At 64.4% G+C, this 14918-nt stretch carries 12 protein-coding genes; 9 read left to right on the top strand and 3 right to left on the bottom strand.

Translation table 11 applies throughout. From position 1 onward, the window contains the following. Positions 1-72: 72 nt before the first annotated feature. The 3 genes from AC0WRY_RS28890 to AC0WRY_RS28880 all read left to right on the top strand — a co-directional run bounded on the left by AC0WRY_RS28890 (position 73) and on the right by AC0WRY_RS28880 (position 5552). On the top strand, positions 73-873 hold the full coding sequence (locus tag AC0WRY_RS28890; protein WP_491122071.1) for an HAD family hydrolase: 801 nt from the start codon (positions 73-75) through the stop codon (positions 871-873). A gap of 82 nt (positions 874-955) precedes the next feature. Beyond that, positions 956-2002, top strand: coding sequence for a transglycosylase (locus AC0WRY_RS28885; protein WP_491122070.1), 1047 nt, complete (start codon positions 956-958; stop codon positions 2000-2002). Positions 2003-2213: 211 nt separating this feature from the next. Beyond that, positions 2214-5552 carry an AAA family ATPase gene (locus AC0WRY_RS28880; RefSeq protein ID WP_491122069.1) on the top strand — a complete coding sequence of 1113 codons (3339 nt, stop codon included), beginning with the start codon at positions 2214-2216 and terminating at the stop codon, positions 5550-5552. A gap of 177 nt (positions 5553-5729) precedes the next feature. Here the strand turns inward: AC0WRY_RS28880 and AC0WRY_RS28875 are convergent, their stop codons facing one another. Then, a complete protein-coding gene (locus AC0WRY_RS28875) occupies positions 5730-6137 on the bottom strand; it encodes a nuclear transport factor 2 family protein (RefSeq protein ID WP_491122068.1) in 408 nt (135 codons plus the stop codon). Between the two features lie 97 nt (positions 6138-6234). After that, positions 6235-7719, bottom strand: coding sequence for a mannitol dehydrogenase family protein (locus AC0WRY_RS28870; RefSeq protein WP_491122067.1), 1485 nt, complete (start codon positions 7717-7719; stop codon positions 6235-6237). A gap of 141 nt (positions 7720-7860) precedes the next feature. Between AC0WRY_RS28870 and AC0WRY_RS28865 the strand changes: the two genes are divergently transcribed. The 6 genes from AC0WRY_RS28865 to uxuA all read left to right on the top strand — a co-directional run bounded on the left by AC0WRY_RS28865 (position 7861) and on the right by uxuA (position 14071). Further along, positions 7861-8673 carry a FadR/GntR family transcriptional regulator gene (locus tag AC0WRY_RS28865; RefSeq protein ID WP_491122066.1) on the top strand — a complete coding sequence of 271 codons (813 nt, stop codon included), beginning with the start codon at positions 7861-7863 and terminating at the stop codon, positions 8671-8673. Between the two features lie 81 nt (positions 8674-8754). Further along, positions 8755-9720 carry a sialic acid TRAP transporter substrate-binding protein SiaP gene (locus AC0WRY_RS28860; RefSeq protein WP_491123509.1) on the top strand — a complete coding sequence of 322 codons (966 nt, stop codon included), beginning with the start codon at positions 8755-8757 and terminating at the stop codon, positions 9718-9720. Positions 9721-9832: 112 nt separating this feature from the next. Beyond that, positions 9833-10411, top strand: a complete 579-nt coding sequence (locus AC0WRY_RS28855; RefSeq protein WP_194404142.1) for a TRAP transporter small permease — start codon at positions 9833-9835, stop codon at positions 10409-10411. 4 nt (positions 10412-10415) lie between these two features. Next, complete coding sequence (locus AC0WRY_RS28850) at positions 10416-11822, top strand: TRAP transporter large permease (protein WP_491122065.1); 1407 nt, start codon at positions 10416-10418, stop codon at positions 11820-11822. Next, on the top strand, positions 11819-12868 hold the full coding sequence (locus AC0WRY_RS28845; protein WP_491122064.1) for an L-idonate 5-dehydrogenase: 1050 nt from the start codon (positions 11819-11821) through the stop codon (positions 12866-12868). Before AC0WRY_RS28850 ends, AC0WRY_RS28845 begins: the two co-directional genes overlap by 4 nt. A 12-nt stretch (positions 12869-12880) precedes the next feature. Continuing rightward, complete coding sequence (gene uxuA, locus AC0WRY_RS28840) at positions 12881-14071, top strand: mannonate dehydratase (protein WP_491122063.1); 1191 nt, start codon at positions 12881-12883, stop codon at positions 14069-14071. Positions 14072-14181: 110 nt separating this feature from the next. On the opposite strand, the gene AC0WRY_RS28835 is transcribed toward uxuA, so the two are convergent. Continuing rightward, entirely contained in the window at positions 14182-14832 is a 651-nt protein-coding gene (locus AC0WRY_RS28835) for a TetR/AcrR family transcriptional regulator (protein ID WP_491122062.1), read from the bottom strand. Between the last annotated feature and the right edge of the window lie 86 nt (positions 14833-14918).

Here is a 14918-nt window from a genome sequence, read left to right as displayed (position 1 = left end):
GCAAAAGATATTGCGATTTGTCTCGCCCCCCTGCTTCGGGCGATGGTCGGCTGTCACAGGGAGGCACCGACCATGCAGGCAGAGGCGCTCGCTTTCGCACCGGCGCATGCCAGCGAGTTGATCCGGCGCGCGGCCGCGCTGATCTTCGACGTCGACGGCACCCTGGCCGAGACCGAGGAGCTGCATCGGCAGGCCTTCAACCATGCTTTCGCCCGCCACGGTCTCGACTGGCAGTGGGACCGCGCCCTCTACAAGGAGCTGCTGCGGGTGACCGGCGGCAAGGAGCGCATGCGCGCCTACCATGGCAGGCTGCCGACCGCCCGGCCTTTGCCGGACGAGGACATCGCCGCGCTTCACCGCATCAAGACCGCGCATTATGCCGAGCTGGTCGAGACCGGCTGCTGTCAGCTTCGGCCGGGCGTGATCGAGCTGCTCGCCGCGGGGAAGTCGAGGGGGCAGCGGCTTGCGATCGCGACCACGACCTCGCACGGCAACATCGATGCGCTGCTGTCGCGGGTGCTGGGGGCGAACTGGGCTGCGGAGTTCGACGCCATCGTTGCCGGCGACGATGTCAGGCACAAGAAGCCCGCGCCGGACGTCTATCTCGAAACGCTGGCCCGGCTGAGGCTGGGCGCGGCCGATTGCGTTGCCGTTGAGGATTCCGCCAACGGCCTGATTTCGGCCTCACAGGCGAAGATCCCTGTCATCATCACCCGCAGCATGTTCTTTGCGGATGATGATTTTGCCGCGGCGCAGTGCGTGCTGGACGATTTGTCGGAACTCGTCGCCGGGCAAAGAACGGGGAACCCAAAGGGGGGCACATCGAGCTGCGAGGCAGAGAGCCCGCTCTCGTTCACCACATTTAAACCTTAAGATTCTACCAAGAGTATTCAGCCACAGGCCGCAGGAACATGCCGACAGCCTTCGTACAGAAGCCATCCGTGGACTTCCGGCAATGAAGGTTTGGCAGACCAGCTGCATCGTGGCTGTGATCGCATCCGCGGGACTTTACCTGGCCGCCGGTAACAGACCGGCCGCGATGGCGCCGGATGTCATGCCGGAAGCGGCGGCAAGCATGGCCGCTCCTGCGAGCATGGCGTCGCCTGCGAACATGGTGACGCCTGCCTTGTACGCGGAGGCATCCGCCAGACTTGCGGCAGCCCTTCGGTCAGAAAGAGCAGCGCCTGGCTCGGAGACGTCAGCAGGTTCCGGCCCTTTGAGCGCCAAAGCCGAGATCGTCGATGAACCCGTCGCGCCAAAACTGGCGTCGTTGGGACAGGATGTCCTTCAACCGCTGCCGCCGGAACGCGATGCGTCCATTGCGGCTCTGAAGGCGGCGTCGACGCAGGATTTTCGTTACCTGGTCTACTATGTCTGGTCCGAGCTGCCGCCCGTCGAGAAACCGGCGGAGATCGTCTTGCGTGCGTTCAAGGACATTCCGGTCGGAACGCCGGCCGAAGAGATCAAGCGCGCCTCCGACGCGTTCGGACTCGATTTTAATTTCATGATGGCGGTTGCCAAGATCGAGTCCGGCTTCAATCCCAATCAACGCACCGGGTCGTATATCGGGCTGTTTCAGCTGAGCCACTATGAGTTCGGGAAGTTCGGCTTCGGGCAGATTCGCAGTCCGCGGGATAACGCCGTTGCGGCCGCCTACAAGATCATCACCGAAGGCGTCCAGTTCGGATGGATCACGCATCGGACGCCGGACATGAGCGATCTCTACCTGATCCATCAGCAAGGCTGGGAAGGTGCCGCCGAACACATCAGCAAGCCCGCTCGTCTCGCCTGGAAATCCATGTGCGCCAGCAGCGAAGGCAAAGAGAAGGGCGAGCGGTGGTGCAAACGCGCAATTTGGGGCAATGCACTTCCGGCCTTCAAGCGCACCTGGAAATCGGTCGAGAACGTGACGTCAGAGGCGTTCGTCGGCATGTGGCGCGGCCGGGTCGCTGAATTCTACGGGAAGTACGTGGCGACTGCTGCCGCGGCGGCAAGCCAATAATTCCGTTGTCGGCGGGATTAGCTGAAAAGCATAAGCCGATCTGGACGCCTGCTGTTGGCAGTAGACCGGACGCGGTGCCGCGCCGGCCCGGACCGCCGCTTGTGACCCACAACAGACCTAAAGGTTTCGGACTACTAGCTACAATTGCCTGGCGAGTGCTGGTATTCTGCGTCTTGGCGAGAAACCCGCGTTAACCGTCTCCGGGCACGCGATGAAGCAGATTGCAGACTGGCTCGACGAGCTCGGCATGTCCGAGTATGCGGACCAATTCGCCGAGAACGATATCGACTTTGGTGTGCTCGTCGATCTGACAGACCAGGATTTGAAAGAGCTGGGTGTGTCCTCATTGGGCCACCGCCGCAAGCTCTTGCGCGCGATCGCCGATCTTGAAGCCATTGCGAAGAGCGCACCGGCAGTTGCGGCTGCGGCACCTGCCGCGCCGCGATCGCTCGACACCGCCGAGCGGCGCCAGCTCACGGTTATATTCTGCGACCTCGTCGGTTCGACCGCGCTCTCGGCTCGCCTCGACCCCGAGGACATGCGGGAGATCGTCAGCGCGTACCATCGCTGCTGTACCGATCTCATTACCAGAGCCGGCGGTTTCGTCGCCAAGTACATGGGCGACGGGGTGCTGGCCTATTTCGGCTATCCCCAGGCCCACGAGGATGATGCCGAGCGAGCCGTCAGGGCCGGGCTTGCGTTGGTCGATGCGATGCCAAAGCTCAAGCCCGCCGTCAACGTTCTTCTGCAGGTACGCGTCGGCATCGCGACCGGGCTCGTCGTCGTCGGCGACCTCATCGGCGCGGGTGCCGCCCAGGAGCAGGCGGTGGTGGGCGAGACGCCGAACCTTGCGGCCCGTCTGCAGGCCATTGCCGAGCCGGACACCGTGGTTATTGCGGACAGTACGCGAAAGCTTCTGGGTAACCTCTTCGAACTCCAGGATCTCGGGGCCAGGGACCTCAAGGGCATTGCCCGGCCTGCACGTGCTTGGGCAGCACTGCGGACGAGTCTGGTGCAGAGCCGCTTTGACGCCCTGCACACTAATGGCCTGTCCCCTCTGGTCGGGCGGGAAGAGGAGCTCGAATTGCTCTTTCGCCGCTGGTCCAAGGCAAAGATGGGCGAAGGACAGGTAGTACTCCTGTCCGGCGAGGCAGGTATCGGGAAATCACGGCTCACAGCCGCGGTTCTGGAGCGCCTCGCTACCGAATCCCACACGTGCTTGCGCTATTTCTGCTCCCCGCAACATACGGGCAGCGCGCTTTATTCGATCATTGGCCAGATGGAGCGTGCCGCCGGACTGGCGCACGACGACAAACCGCAAGAGAAGCTCAACAAGCTGGATGCGATGCTCGCGCAGACTTCAACTTCCATCCAGGATGCCGCGCTCTTTGCGGAGATGCTGTCGCTTCCGAATGATGGACGATATCCTGCGCTTGCTTTGGCCCCGGAACAGCGCAGGCAAAGAACGCTCGAAGCACTGATGTCGCAACTCGCGGGATTGGCACGCCAGAATCCTGTGCTGATGATCTTCGAGGATGCGCATTGGGTCGATCCGACGAGCCTGGAAGCGCTTGGCCGGGTGGTCGACCGGATCGCAGCCCTTCACGTGCTGCTCGTCGTAACTTTCCGCCCCGAGTTCAACCCGCCGTGGGTGGGACAGTCGCATGTGACAAGCCTGACGCTCAACCGACTTGGGGAGCGTGAGGCGGCCGCGATCATAGCGCGGCTTGTCGAGAACAAGGGGCTGCCGTCGGATGTGACGGCGGAGATCGTGGAGCGCACCGACGGTATTCCCCTGTTCGTGGAGGAGATGACGAAGGCGGTGCTGGAGGCAGAGAGCGAGGGGGCCGCCCGGCTGACCGCCGCCACGGTTCCATCCCCGGCCAAGTTGGTTCCCGCAACCTTGCACGCGTCGCTGATGGCGCGGCTCGACCGGCTCGGCCCGGCGGCCAAGGAGGTAGCGCAGATTGGAGGGGCAATTGGGCGGGAGTTTTCGCATAGTCTGCTGGCTTCGGTGGCGCGACAAACCGGGGCGCAGCTAGGATCGGCGCTGGACCGTCTCATTCAGGCTGGTTTACTGTTTCGGCAGGGCGAGCCGCCGCATGCCAACTATCTGTTCAAGCACGCACTGGTGCAGGACGTGGCCTATGGCACGCTGCTCCGCGCAAAGCGAAAGGAGCTCCATGAGAGCATAGCAAATGTCCTTGCGCAGGAGCTTTCCGATGTCTGCGAGACCCAACCTGAAGTTCTTGCTCGACATTACGCTCAGGCCGGATTGCCTGAGCAGGCCATCAATTATTGGCAGCGTGCTGGAGATCGCGCAGCAAAACGGTCGGCCAATCAGGAGGCGGTCGCACATTTTCGGAACGCAATAGAGCTGCTTGAAACGCTGCCTGATAGGGCCGCACATGCCGATCAGGAGTTGCAGTTGCTGATCGCTTTGGGGCCGGCATTAATGACGACGAGATCGTCAGCGGCACCCGAGATCGGGCGCGTGTACGCTCGGGCTCGCGAGCTGGCGCGTAATGCACAGCGAATAGCAGGCCTTTTTCCAACCGTCTGGGGGGCGTGGCTAGTTGCCTTCACGGCTGGTGATTTGGCGACGGCCGGCCGATTGGTGGATGAGCTATTCGGCATGGCGAACACAAGCGGGGATTCCGCACTTATGCTGCAAGCTCACCACGCAGCATGGCCAGTCTTTTTGGAAACCGGCGCCCTTGCCACGGCACGCCATCATATCGCGGGCGGACTTGCTATCTACCGACGCGAAACGCATGGCGAGCAAGCCCTGCAATATGGAGGCCATGATCCGGGCGTCTGCGGTTACGTGATCGACGCACTCATTGCCGCGGCAACGGGTTATCCGGACCAAGCCGTTCGGCAAATGCAGAAAGGCCTTGGGCTTGCGCGTGATCTTGACCATGCCCCCACGCTTGCCCAGGCGCTGTGGTCTGCAGCAGAACTGCACCAGATCCGCCGCGAGCCGCAGAAAGTCCAAGACTCTGTGAGCATCGTTCTCCCACTGCTCGCGCGCCATGGGTCTGCCGTCGGAGTCGCGAACGCGACCATGTTGCGCGGCTGGGCGCGCGTCGTGCAGGGACACATTGAGGAGGGCCTCGCCGTCATGCGGGAAGGGCTGGTCGCGTGGCGCGCAACAGGGTCGAAATTTCACGTTACGTACCGTCTTGCCCGAGCGGCGGAAGCGCATCTCATTGCCGGAGAGATTAAGGATGGATTACGGCTCATATGTGAAGCGACCGACCAGAGCGGTGACTGCTGGTTTGCGCCCGAGCTTGGCGAACTGCTTCTCAAAGCGGGGCGCCGCGATGAGGTGGAAGGGTGTCTGGACCAAGCCCTCAAAGCAGCACAACAGCAAGGTGCTCGGCTCCTTGAGCTACGTGCGGCGATGAGCCTCAGCAGAGTCCTGCAAGCGCAGGGTCGACGCAATGAGGCCCAAAGTTTGCTTGCGCCTATTTTTGGCTGGTTCACTGAAGGCCTCGATACTGCGGACCTCCAGCAAGCAAAGGCTTTGCTCGACCAGCTCAATTAAGAAGGGCTCACCAGGACCGAGCGCCGTCTCGGAGATCCCATGGGGCATGCTACTTCCGGAGTTGGCCCTTAGCGGTCATCGGTCTGCGACGCGTCGAGGTCCACCTTCAAAGGTGAAACGGACTCGTGCTGGACTTGTGAGCACGCGACTTGGAGCGCGCCCGCCCGCTTGCCTCGTTCAGTGGACGCGGTGGCTCGTTCTATCGTCCTCGGCCTGCTCGACAATCTGCGCGATCGGGCTCGACTGGTGATGCACCAGGCGCCAGTCGTCGCCGATCCGGCGGAAATGGTTCGCAGCCGCCAGAGCGGTGCCGTCGACGATCTCGATGCAGAGCACGCGGGCACTGTCGCCGTCGACGATCGCCTGCGGCTCGGCGCAGGTGATCTGCGGTCTTTCAGGATTTTGCAGGATGTCGCGCCAGCTTCCGATCACCGTGGCGCGTCCGACGATCGCCGGCCAGCCGGGATGGATGCAGGAAATGCCGTCGTCATCCGCCCACATCTGTTCCATGCCGGCGAAGTCGCCCGCTGAAAAAGCGGCGTAGAAGGCCGCGTTGGCGGCGATGATCTTGCTGTCTTTTGCCATTGCTCTCGGGTGGGGCAAGGGCCGGCAAAAATCAAGCGCGACTTCCGTTCGACGTCGCGTTCGATTGGACCGCAGTGCAGCATTGCCTGTTTTAAGGTCAGGCCGACACCAGCGTCTCCACGGCCCGTCGCGCCCCATCCGTGTAGAGACGGCCGAGGGCCGCGGTCACGGCCTCGCGCAGCCGCGGCTCGGCGCCCAGCGGCCCGAACACTTGTCCGACGCCGAGCAGAGCCGGCGCGAGCCGCTCGGCAACAGGTCTCGCCTCGCGCGCCAGCGCGGCGAATTCGCCGGCAAGGGGATCGCGCACGTCGATGGCGCGGCCCTGCTCGTCTGTTGCGCTGACGTAACGCATCCAGCCGGCGACCGCGAGCGCATGCGTCGAGATCGGCAGGTTCCGTGCGAGGCGATCCTGCATCGCGCCGAGCAGGCGCTGCGGCAGCTTTTGCGAGCCGTCCATCGCGATCTGCCAGGTGCGGTGATGCAGCGCCGGATTGGAAAAGCGCTTGAGCAGCGAGGCGCGATAGGCGGCGAGGTCCGTGCCCGCGGGCATGGTCAGCGTCACCGCGGCCTCTTCCATCACCTTTGCCGCGAGGCGCGCGAAATGCGGATTCTGCATGGTGTCGGCGATGGTCTCGAAGCCTGCGAGATAGCCGAGATAGGCCAGCGCCGAATGGCTGGCGTTGAGCAGCCGCAGCTTCATCAGCTCGAACGGCTTGACGTCGCTGACGAGCTCGACCCCGGCTGCGGCGAGGTCGGGCCGGCCCGCCGTGAAGCGGTCTTCGACCACCCATTGCGTGAACGGCTCGGTCATCACGGGCCAGGCGTCGCGCATGCCGAGGGCGTTCGAGACCGCGTCGCGGTCGGCATCGGTCGTTTCAGGAACGATGCGATCGACCATGGTGCAGGGGAAGGCGACCGTATCGGCGATCCACTTGGCGAGATCCTTCGAGCGCAGCGCGGCGAACTGCGTCACGATGCGCTGCACAGTGTGGCCGTTGGCGGCGAGATTGTCGCAGCACAGCACGGTGAAGGGCGGAAGACCCCGTGCGCGCCGGCGCGCCAGCGCGGCCACGATGAAGCCGGGCGCCGAGCGCGGCGCGTCGAAATTGTTGAGGTCGTGCACGACATCCGGATGCCGCTCGTCGAGATCGCCGGTCTGCGGCGTGTGACAATAGCCTTTTTCAGTGACGGTGAGCGAGACGATGCGGATGGCGGGATCGGCCATCCGCTCGACCAGCGCTGCCGGCTTCTCGCGCGCGACCACACTGTCGAGCAGCGCGCCGATGACGCGGTGTTCGGTGCCTTCGGCCGAGCGCACGGCGACGGTGTAGAGATGATCCTGCGGGGCGAGGGCATCGCGCGTATCCGGGCTGCGCAGGCTCGCGCCGATGATGCCCCAGGCGGCACCGCCGGCGGCAATGCAGTCGTCGATGACAACCGCTTGATGCGCGCGATGAAACGCGCCGAGACCAAGATGCACGATGCCGGGTGTGACTTGCGAACGGTGGTAGGCCGGCCGGCGGATGCCCGGCGACAGCCCGTCGAGATTGGCGCGGCCAAGACGCGCTGAACCTGGGCGCATGGACGTCTCCCCTTTGCTTTGCCGCTGCTTGACATGGCGCCCGTATCAGGTCAATGCTTCGGTCAATTGGTAAGACCAATTTTCCAAAATTGGCAGGCCGCGGGCGGGGAACCCCCGCGCGACCCTTGCGGGAGGACCAGCGTGCCGCTGGAAGCTGTGGAGGCGAGACGGCTTTATCGCCAGGTCGCCGATCAATTGCGAAGCCTGATCGACAGCGGCGAGTACGCGGTCGGCAGTCGCTTGCCGACCGAGCGCGAGCTCGCCGAGCAGCTCAAGGTGTCGCGCCCGACCGTGCGCGAAGCCCTGATCGCGCTCGAGGTCGAAGGGCGCCTGCGCATCCGCGTCGGGTCCGGCATCTATGTGATCGAGCCCGCCGCAAGCGCCGCCCCCGCAGCCGCCTCCGTCATCGAGGGACCGTTCGAGCTGCTGCGCGCCCGCGAATTCCTGGAAAGCGCGATCGCCGAACAGGCCGCGCGCGTCGCGACCAGGGACGACATCGCCCGCATCGACGCCTCACTGCTGGCGATGGAGCAGGTTGAGCATCCCGGCGAAGCCTCGATGGTCCACGACCGCGCGTTTCATGTCGCGATCGCCGGCAGCCTCGGCAATGCCGTTCTGGTCCGCGTGGTCGGCGAGCTGTTCGACCAGCGCCTCAATCCCTATTTCGCGCAGCTTGCGCATTATTTCGAAAGCCCGGGCACCTGGCGCACCGCGCTCGACGAGCATCGCGCTGTGCGCGAGGCGATCGCGGCGCATGATCCGCACGCCGCGCGCGAGGCGATGCGCGCCCATCTGGCGCGCTCGCAGGAGCGCTTCGCGCAGAATTTCGGCGCCGAGAACGCCGCAGGATCCTCTTCGGGGCGGAGCCGGGCCGCGCGAGCCCCGGCGAAGGCGGCGACACCAAAGCGGCCAGCAAAGAAGCAGGCCGGGAGCGGTCGCGCGCGGCAGCGATGAGATTGTACGGCCCGCATCCATGCCGGGGCGGGCGAACAAGAAGCAGACTTGAACGATGGAGGAAAGTCGATGTTGAAGAAAATGACGATTGCAGCCGTGATCTCCGCGGCTACGCTGCTGGCTGCGACCAGCGCCAGCACGGCGCAGACCAAGCTGAAATGGGCCCATGTCTACGAGACGTCGGAGCCGTTCCACACCGCTTCGGTCTGGGCCGCACAGGAGATCGGCAAGCGCACCAACGGGCGCTATGCGATCGACGTCTATCCGGCCTCGCAGCTCGGCAAGGAAGCCGACATCAACCAGGGCCTGTCGCTCGGCTCGGTCGACATCATCATCTCCGGCTCCAGCTTCGCCGCCAAGAGCTTCCCGCCGATCGGCGTGACCTATTATCCCTATACGTTCCGCGATGCCGATCATCTGCTCGCCTACACCAAGAGCGACATCTTCAAGGAGCTCGCCAAGGGCTATGAGGACAAGAGCGGCCACCACATCGTCGCGGTGACCTATTACGGCGTGCGCCAGACCTCGTCGAACAAGCCGATCAAGACCTGCGCCGACATGAAGGGCCTGAAGATGCGCGTGCCCGACGTGCCGGCCTACCTCGCCATGCCGCGCGCCTGCGGCGCCAATACCGCGCCGATCGCCTTCGCCGAAGTCTATCTCGCGCTCCAGAACGGCACGGTCGAAGCGCAGGAGAACCCGCTGACCACGATCGAGGCCAAGAAGTTCTACGAGGTGCAGAAGCACATCGTGCTGACCGGCCATATCGTCGATCACCTCAACACCGTGATCGCCGGCGCGCTGTGGAAGAAGCTCTCTGACGAGGACAAGAAGATCTTCACCGACGTGGCCCAGGAAGCCGCCGCCAAGGCCACCGGCGAGATCAAGCAGAACGAGGCCAAGCTGGTCGCCTTCTTCAAGGAGAAGGGCCTCACCGTGGCCGAGGTCGACAAGAACGAGTTCCGCGACACCGTGCTGAAGAACGTCGCGTTCGAGACCTTCGGCTATCGCAAAGCCGACTGGGAAAAGATCCAGGCGGTGAAGTGACGACGTAGTCGTCATCCGGGCGCGGTCCGCAGGACCGAGCCCGGGATCTCGAGGTTCCGGGTCTGATGCTAGCGCACCATCCCGGAACGACGATTTGGAGAGGAGCAACCCCATGTCCACCGCCGAAATCCACCGGCAGATCACCGCGGACGAGATCGCCCATACCTTCGAGGAGGAGGCGACGCCGAAGGTCGATCTCGGCATCTACGCGTTCGAGGACTGGGTGGCGCTGGCGATCTTCTGGGTGATGGCGCTCGCCGTCTTCCTGCAGTTCTTCACCCGTTACGTGCTCAACGACAGCTACGCCTGGACCGAGGAGATCGCGACCTATTGCCTGATCGGCGTGGTCTTCATCGGCGCCTCGATGTGCGTGCGGCTGTCGCGGCACATCCAGGTCGACCTGCTCTACCGCTATCTCCCGCAGCCCGCGGGGCGCGCGCTGTCGACGGTGATCGACCTGATCCGGATCGCTTTCTTCGGCTACGCCACGAAACTGGTCTGGGTCTATATCCAGATCATCGGCGACGAGCAGATGACCACGATCAACTTCCCCAAGAACTACGTCTATTACGCCGTGCTGCTCGGCTTCGTGCTGATGTTCCTGCGCTCGTTGCAGGCGGCGGTGCAGCACTGGCGGCAGGGTTACTCGGTCCTCGAACGTCCGGGTGCCTACGACGGATCGGAGATATAACGTCATGCTGTTGTTGCTCGGAGGCTTTCTCGTCCTGATGCTGCTCGGCGTTCCCGTGGCGATCGCCATGGCCGCATCTTCGCTGCTCTACATCCTGGTTAGCGGCGTGACGCCCGACGTCACGCTGGCACAGCGCATGATCGCCGGCGTCGAGAGCTTTCCTTTGCTTGCCGTGCCGTTCTTCATCCTGGCCGGCAACCTCATGAACATCGCCGGCGTCACCGGGCGCATCTACAAATTCGCCGTCGCCCTCGTGGGCTGGATGCGCGGTGGCCTCGGCCACGTCAACATCATCGGCTCGGTGATCTTCTCCGGCATGTCGGGCACCGCGATCGCGGACGCCGCCGGTCTCGGCACCATCGAGATCAAGGCGATGAAGGACCACGGCTACTCCACCGAGTTCTCGGTCGGCGTCACCGCGGCTTCGGCGACGCTAGGGCCCATCATCCCGCCGTCGCTGCCTTTCGTGATCTACGGCATGATGGCGAACGTCTCGATCGGCGCGCTGTTTCTCGGCGGCGTCATTCCGGGCGTCGTCCTGACGCTGTTCATGATGATCACCGTCACCTATTTCGCGCACAAGAACAAATGGGGCAGCGACACGCCGTTCTCCTGGCCGCAGCTCGGCTCGGCCGGGCTCGAGATCGTCATCGTGCTCTGGTTCCCGATGGCGATCTGGCTGATGGTGCTGGCCGGCCTTTCGGTCAACGTCGCGGTGGTCATCGGTCTCGGTACGCTGCTGGTGATCGATTGGTACTTCGACTTCTCGGCGGTGATGGCGCTGATGGCGCCGGTGATCCTGATCGGCGGCATGACGCTCGGCTGGTTCACGCCGACCGAAGCTGCGGTCGCCGCCGTGATCTGGTCGCTGTTCCTCGGCCTCGTCCGCTACCGCACCATGACGCTGCAAACGGTCGCGAAGGCGACCTTCGACACGATCGAGACCACGGCCTCGGTGCTGTTCATCGTCACGGCAGCTTCGATCTTCGCCTGGCTGCTGACGGTGTCGCAGGCGGCGCAGACGCTCTCGGACTGGATGCTCAGCGTCACCCACAACAAATGGGTGTTCCTGGCGCTCGCCAACGTGCTGATCCTGTTCGTCGGCTGCTTCATCGACACCACGGCGGCGATCACCATTCTGGTGCCGATCCTGCTGCCGATCGTGCTCAAGCTCGGCATCGATCCCATTCATTTCGGCCTGATCATGACGCTGAACCTGATGATCGGCCTCTTGCATCCTCCGCTCGGCATGGTGCTGTTCGTGCTCGCGCGCGTCGCAAAACTCTCGGTCGAGCGCACGACGGTGGCGATCCTGCCCTGGCTGGTGCCGCTGATGCTCGCGCTGATCGCGATCACCTACATCCCCGAACTGACCCTCTGGCTGCCAAAATACATGGGACTCTCCAAATGACCTCGACCGCTCTCGCCGCAACCCTGTTCGGTCCCGAAGATCTCCGCATGATCGAGCATCCGCTCGACAGGCTCGCCGACGGCATGGTGCGCATCCGCTTCGGCGCCGGCGGCATCTGCGGCTCGGACATGCACTATTTCCGCCATGCCCGGACCGGCGATTTCGTGGTGAAGTCGCCGCTGGTGCTTGGCCACGAGATCTCGGGCGAGGTCGTGGAGATCTCCGGCTCCGCAGCGAACCTGAAAGTCGGCGACCGTGTCGCCGTCAACCCGTCGCGCTGGTGCGGCCATTGCGTCGCCTGTCGCGAGGGCCGGCCGAACCTGTGCGAGAACATCTACTTCATGGGCTCGGCGTCGAAGACGCCGCACATGCAGGGTGGTTTCGCCAATTATTTCGACGCGATCCCCGCGCAATGCGTCAAGATTCCCGACCACGTGTCGTATCAGGCCGCGGCCCTGGCCGAGCCGCTCTCCGTCTGCCTGCACGCGGTCGCGCGCGCCGGCAATATCGAGGGCAAGCGCGGCATCATCTTCGGTGCCGGCCCGATCGGGCTTCTGACCATGCTCGCCGCGCACCGCGCCGGCATGGCCGACGTCACGGTGGCCGATATCGCGCCGGCGCCGCTAGCCTTTGCGACCAGGCTCGGCGCTTCGCATGTCGAGAACGTTTCCGCCGGCGAGGAAGGCCTGAAGGCCCAGGCTGCGGCGCGTCCCTATGACTTCGCCTTCGAGGTCTCGGGCACGGCCGCAGGCCTTGCCAGCGCGATCGGCATCGTCAGGCGCGGCGGCGTCGTGGTGCAGATCGGCAATCTGCCGGGCGGCCAGATCCCGACGCCTGCGAATGCGGTGATGGCCAAGGAGATCGACCTGCGCGGCTCGTTCCGCTTCGGCTTCGAGTTCATGACCGCAGTGGAGCTGATCTCCAATGGCAGCGTCGACGTGTTGTCGCTGGTCACCGCCGAGCGTCCGCTGTCGACCGCGCCGGATGCGCTGCGGCTCGCGCTCGACCGCTCGCAGAGCGTCAAGGTCGTGCTGACCGCGAACTGATCGGAGGGATTCATGATGTTGGAGGGATGGCGCTGGTACGGGCCCGATGATCCGGTCTCGCTCGACGACGTCAGGCAGGCCGGGGCGAGCGACATCGTCTCGGCGCTGCATCAGGTGCCGATCGGGGAGGCCTGGACGCGCAAGGCAGTCGAGGAGCGCAAGAACTTCATCGAGAACGGCCAGCCGGGCCGCTCGCAGCTGACCTGGTCGGTGGTGGAATCGATTCCGATCCCCGACGACGTCAAGCGTCTCGGCGGCAAAGCGACCAAGTCGATCGAGGCCTGGATCGCGAGCCTGGAGGCGGTCGCGAGCGCCGGCATCAGGATCATCTGCTACAACTTCATGCCGGTCGTGGATTGGTGCCGCACCGATCTCGAATGGGAGCTGCCGAACGGCGCCCGCGCCATGCGCTTCGACCAGGACCGCTTTGCCGCCTTCGAGCTGCATATCCTGAAGCGTCCGGCCGCGGTTCAGGAGTATTCGCCGGAGCAGCGGGCCCGCGCGAAAGCGTTGTTCGAGAAGATGAGCCAGGCCGATATCGACTATCTCGTCATGGTGATCGCCAGCGCGCTGCCGGGCTCGACCACCGAGCCGATGACCATCCCGCAATTCCGGGACCGGCTGGAAACCTATCGCGACATCACGCCGAAGATCCTGCGGCAGCACCTCGCCGAATTCCTGGCGCGCGTGACGCCGGTCGCCGAGCAGCTCGGGGTGTCGCTGACCTTGCATCCGGACGATCCGCCGCGCCCGCTGTTCGGCCTGCCGCGCATCGCCTCGTCAGCCGACGACTATCAGGCGCTGTTCGACGCCGTGCCGTCCAAGGCCAACGGCATCTGCCTGTGCACGGGCTCGCTCGGCGTGCGCGCGGAGAACAATCTGCCTGAAATGGCCGAACGGTTCGGCCCGCGCATCGCCTTTGCGCATCTGCGCGCGACCAAGCGCGAGGCGGACGGGCTGTCGTTCCACGAGTCCGATCATCTCGACGGCGATGTCGACATGGTCGCGGTGCTGAAGGCGCTGCTGAAGGAGAACGCGAAGCGCGCGCCGGACAAGAGTATCGTGTTCCGTCCCGACCACGGCCACCGCATGCTCGACGATCTCGCCGCCACCAAGCGCACCAACCCCGGCTACACCGCCATCGGCCGTCTGCGCGGCCTCGCGGAGCTGCGCGGCGCGATCCGCGCGATCGAGCATCGGTAGGGGAGGCTCTCAAGGCCGTGTGCCCCGGACGCAGCGCAGCGCTCCTTCAGCGGTGCGCTGCAGATCCGGGACACAAGACAATGTGACGCGATCGCCGCCCGCTTGCTGCTTCAGCCCTTCGCCCCCAGCCACGCCAAAATCATCTCGACGATCTGCGTCCGGCTCTTCGCCAAGACCTTCGGCTCGCTCAGATCCCGATCGAACAGCGCGCCGAACGTGTGGCGGTTGGCGACGCGGAAGAAGCAATAGGAGGAGATGGCGAGATGCAGATCGATGGCATCGACGTCGTCGCGGAAGACGCCTTCCGCGCGGCCGCGCTTCAAAATGCCGTCGAGGGTTGCGATCACGCTGGCGTTGAGCTGGCGCAGCTGCAAATTCTGCTTCAGGTGCTTGCCGTGGTGGATGTTCTCGATTGAGACGAGGCGGATGAAGTTCGGGTTGCGCTCGTCGTGGTCGAAGGTCGCTTCGATCAGCCGGCGCAGTCCCTCGCGAGCGTCGCAGCTCGCAATGTCGAGCTGGTCCTCCAGCGCGCGGATGCTGCGATAAGCCTCTTCGAGCACCGCGAGGTAGAGCTGCTCCTTGCCGCCGAAATAATAGTAGATCATGCGCTTGGAGGTGCGCGTCCGCGCCGCGATCGCATCGACGCGCGCGCCGGAATAGCCTTCCGAGGCGAATTCGGCCATCGCCACTTCGAGGATGTCGCGCTTGGTGCGCTTGGGGTCGTTGGTGCGCTTCGATGGGGGCGGCATGCGCTCGAGCATTGCTGTTACTCCCGCCAGTTTCCACGGATCACCTTGAAGGTGAAGGCAAATTTGGCGCCTTCCGGCGATGATCCAACGCGTATTGC

Source organism: Bradyrhizobium sp. T-12 (assembly GCF_058314695.1).
Note: the sequence above shows the minus strand (reverse complement) of the source record. Positions and strands in the feature narration are given on the sequence as shown.

Bases quoted from the DNA above. Each gene is read 5' to 3' on its own strand.
- AC0WRY_RS28880 (WP_491122069.1), top strand. From the start codon at position 2,214: ATGAAGCAGATTGCAGACTGGCTCGACGAGCTCGGCATGTCCGAGTAT.
- AC0WRY_RS28855 (WP_194404142.1), top strand. From the start codon at position 9,833: ATGTCCACCGCCGAAATCCACCGGCAGATCACCGCGGACGAGATCGCC.
- AC0WRY_RS28890 (WP_491122071.1), top strand. From the start codon at position 73: ATGCAGGCAGAGGCGCTCGCTTTCGCACCGGCGCATGCCAGCGAGTTG.
- AC0WRY_RS28850 (WP_491122065.1), top strand. From the start codon at position 10,416: ATGCTGTTGTTGCTCGGAGGCTTTCTCGTCCTGATGCTGCTCGGCGTT.
- AC0WRY_RS28870 (WP_491122067.1), bottom strand. From the start codon at position 7,719: ATGCGCCCAGGTTCAGCGCGTCTTGGCCGCGCCAATCTCGACGGGCTG.
- AC0WRY_RS28835 (WP_491122062.1), bottom strand. From the start codon at position 14,832: ATGCTCGAGCGCATGCCGCCCCCATCGAAGCGCACCAACGACCCCAAG.
- AC0WRY_RS28860 (WP_491123509.1), top strand. From the start codon at position 8,755: ATGACGATTGCAGCCGTGATCTCCGCGGCTACGCTGCTGGCTGCGACC.
- AC0WRY_RS28875 (WP_491122068.1), bottom strand. From the start codon at position 6,137: ATGGCAAAAGACAGCAAGATCATCGCCGCCAACGCGGCCTTCTACGCC.
- uxuA (WP_491122063.1), top strand. From the start codon at position 12,881: ATGATGTTGGAGGGATGGCGCTGGTACGGGCCCGATGATCCGGTCTCG.
- AC0WRY_RS28885 (WP_491122070.1), top strand. From the start codon at position 956: ATGAAGGTTTGGCAGACCAGCTGCATCGTGGCTGTGATCGCATCCGCG.
- AC0WRY_RS28845 (WP_491122064.1), top strand. From the start codon at position 11,819: ATGACCTCGACCGCTCTCGCCGCAACCCTGTTCGGTCCCGAAGATCTC.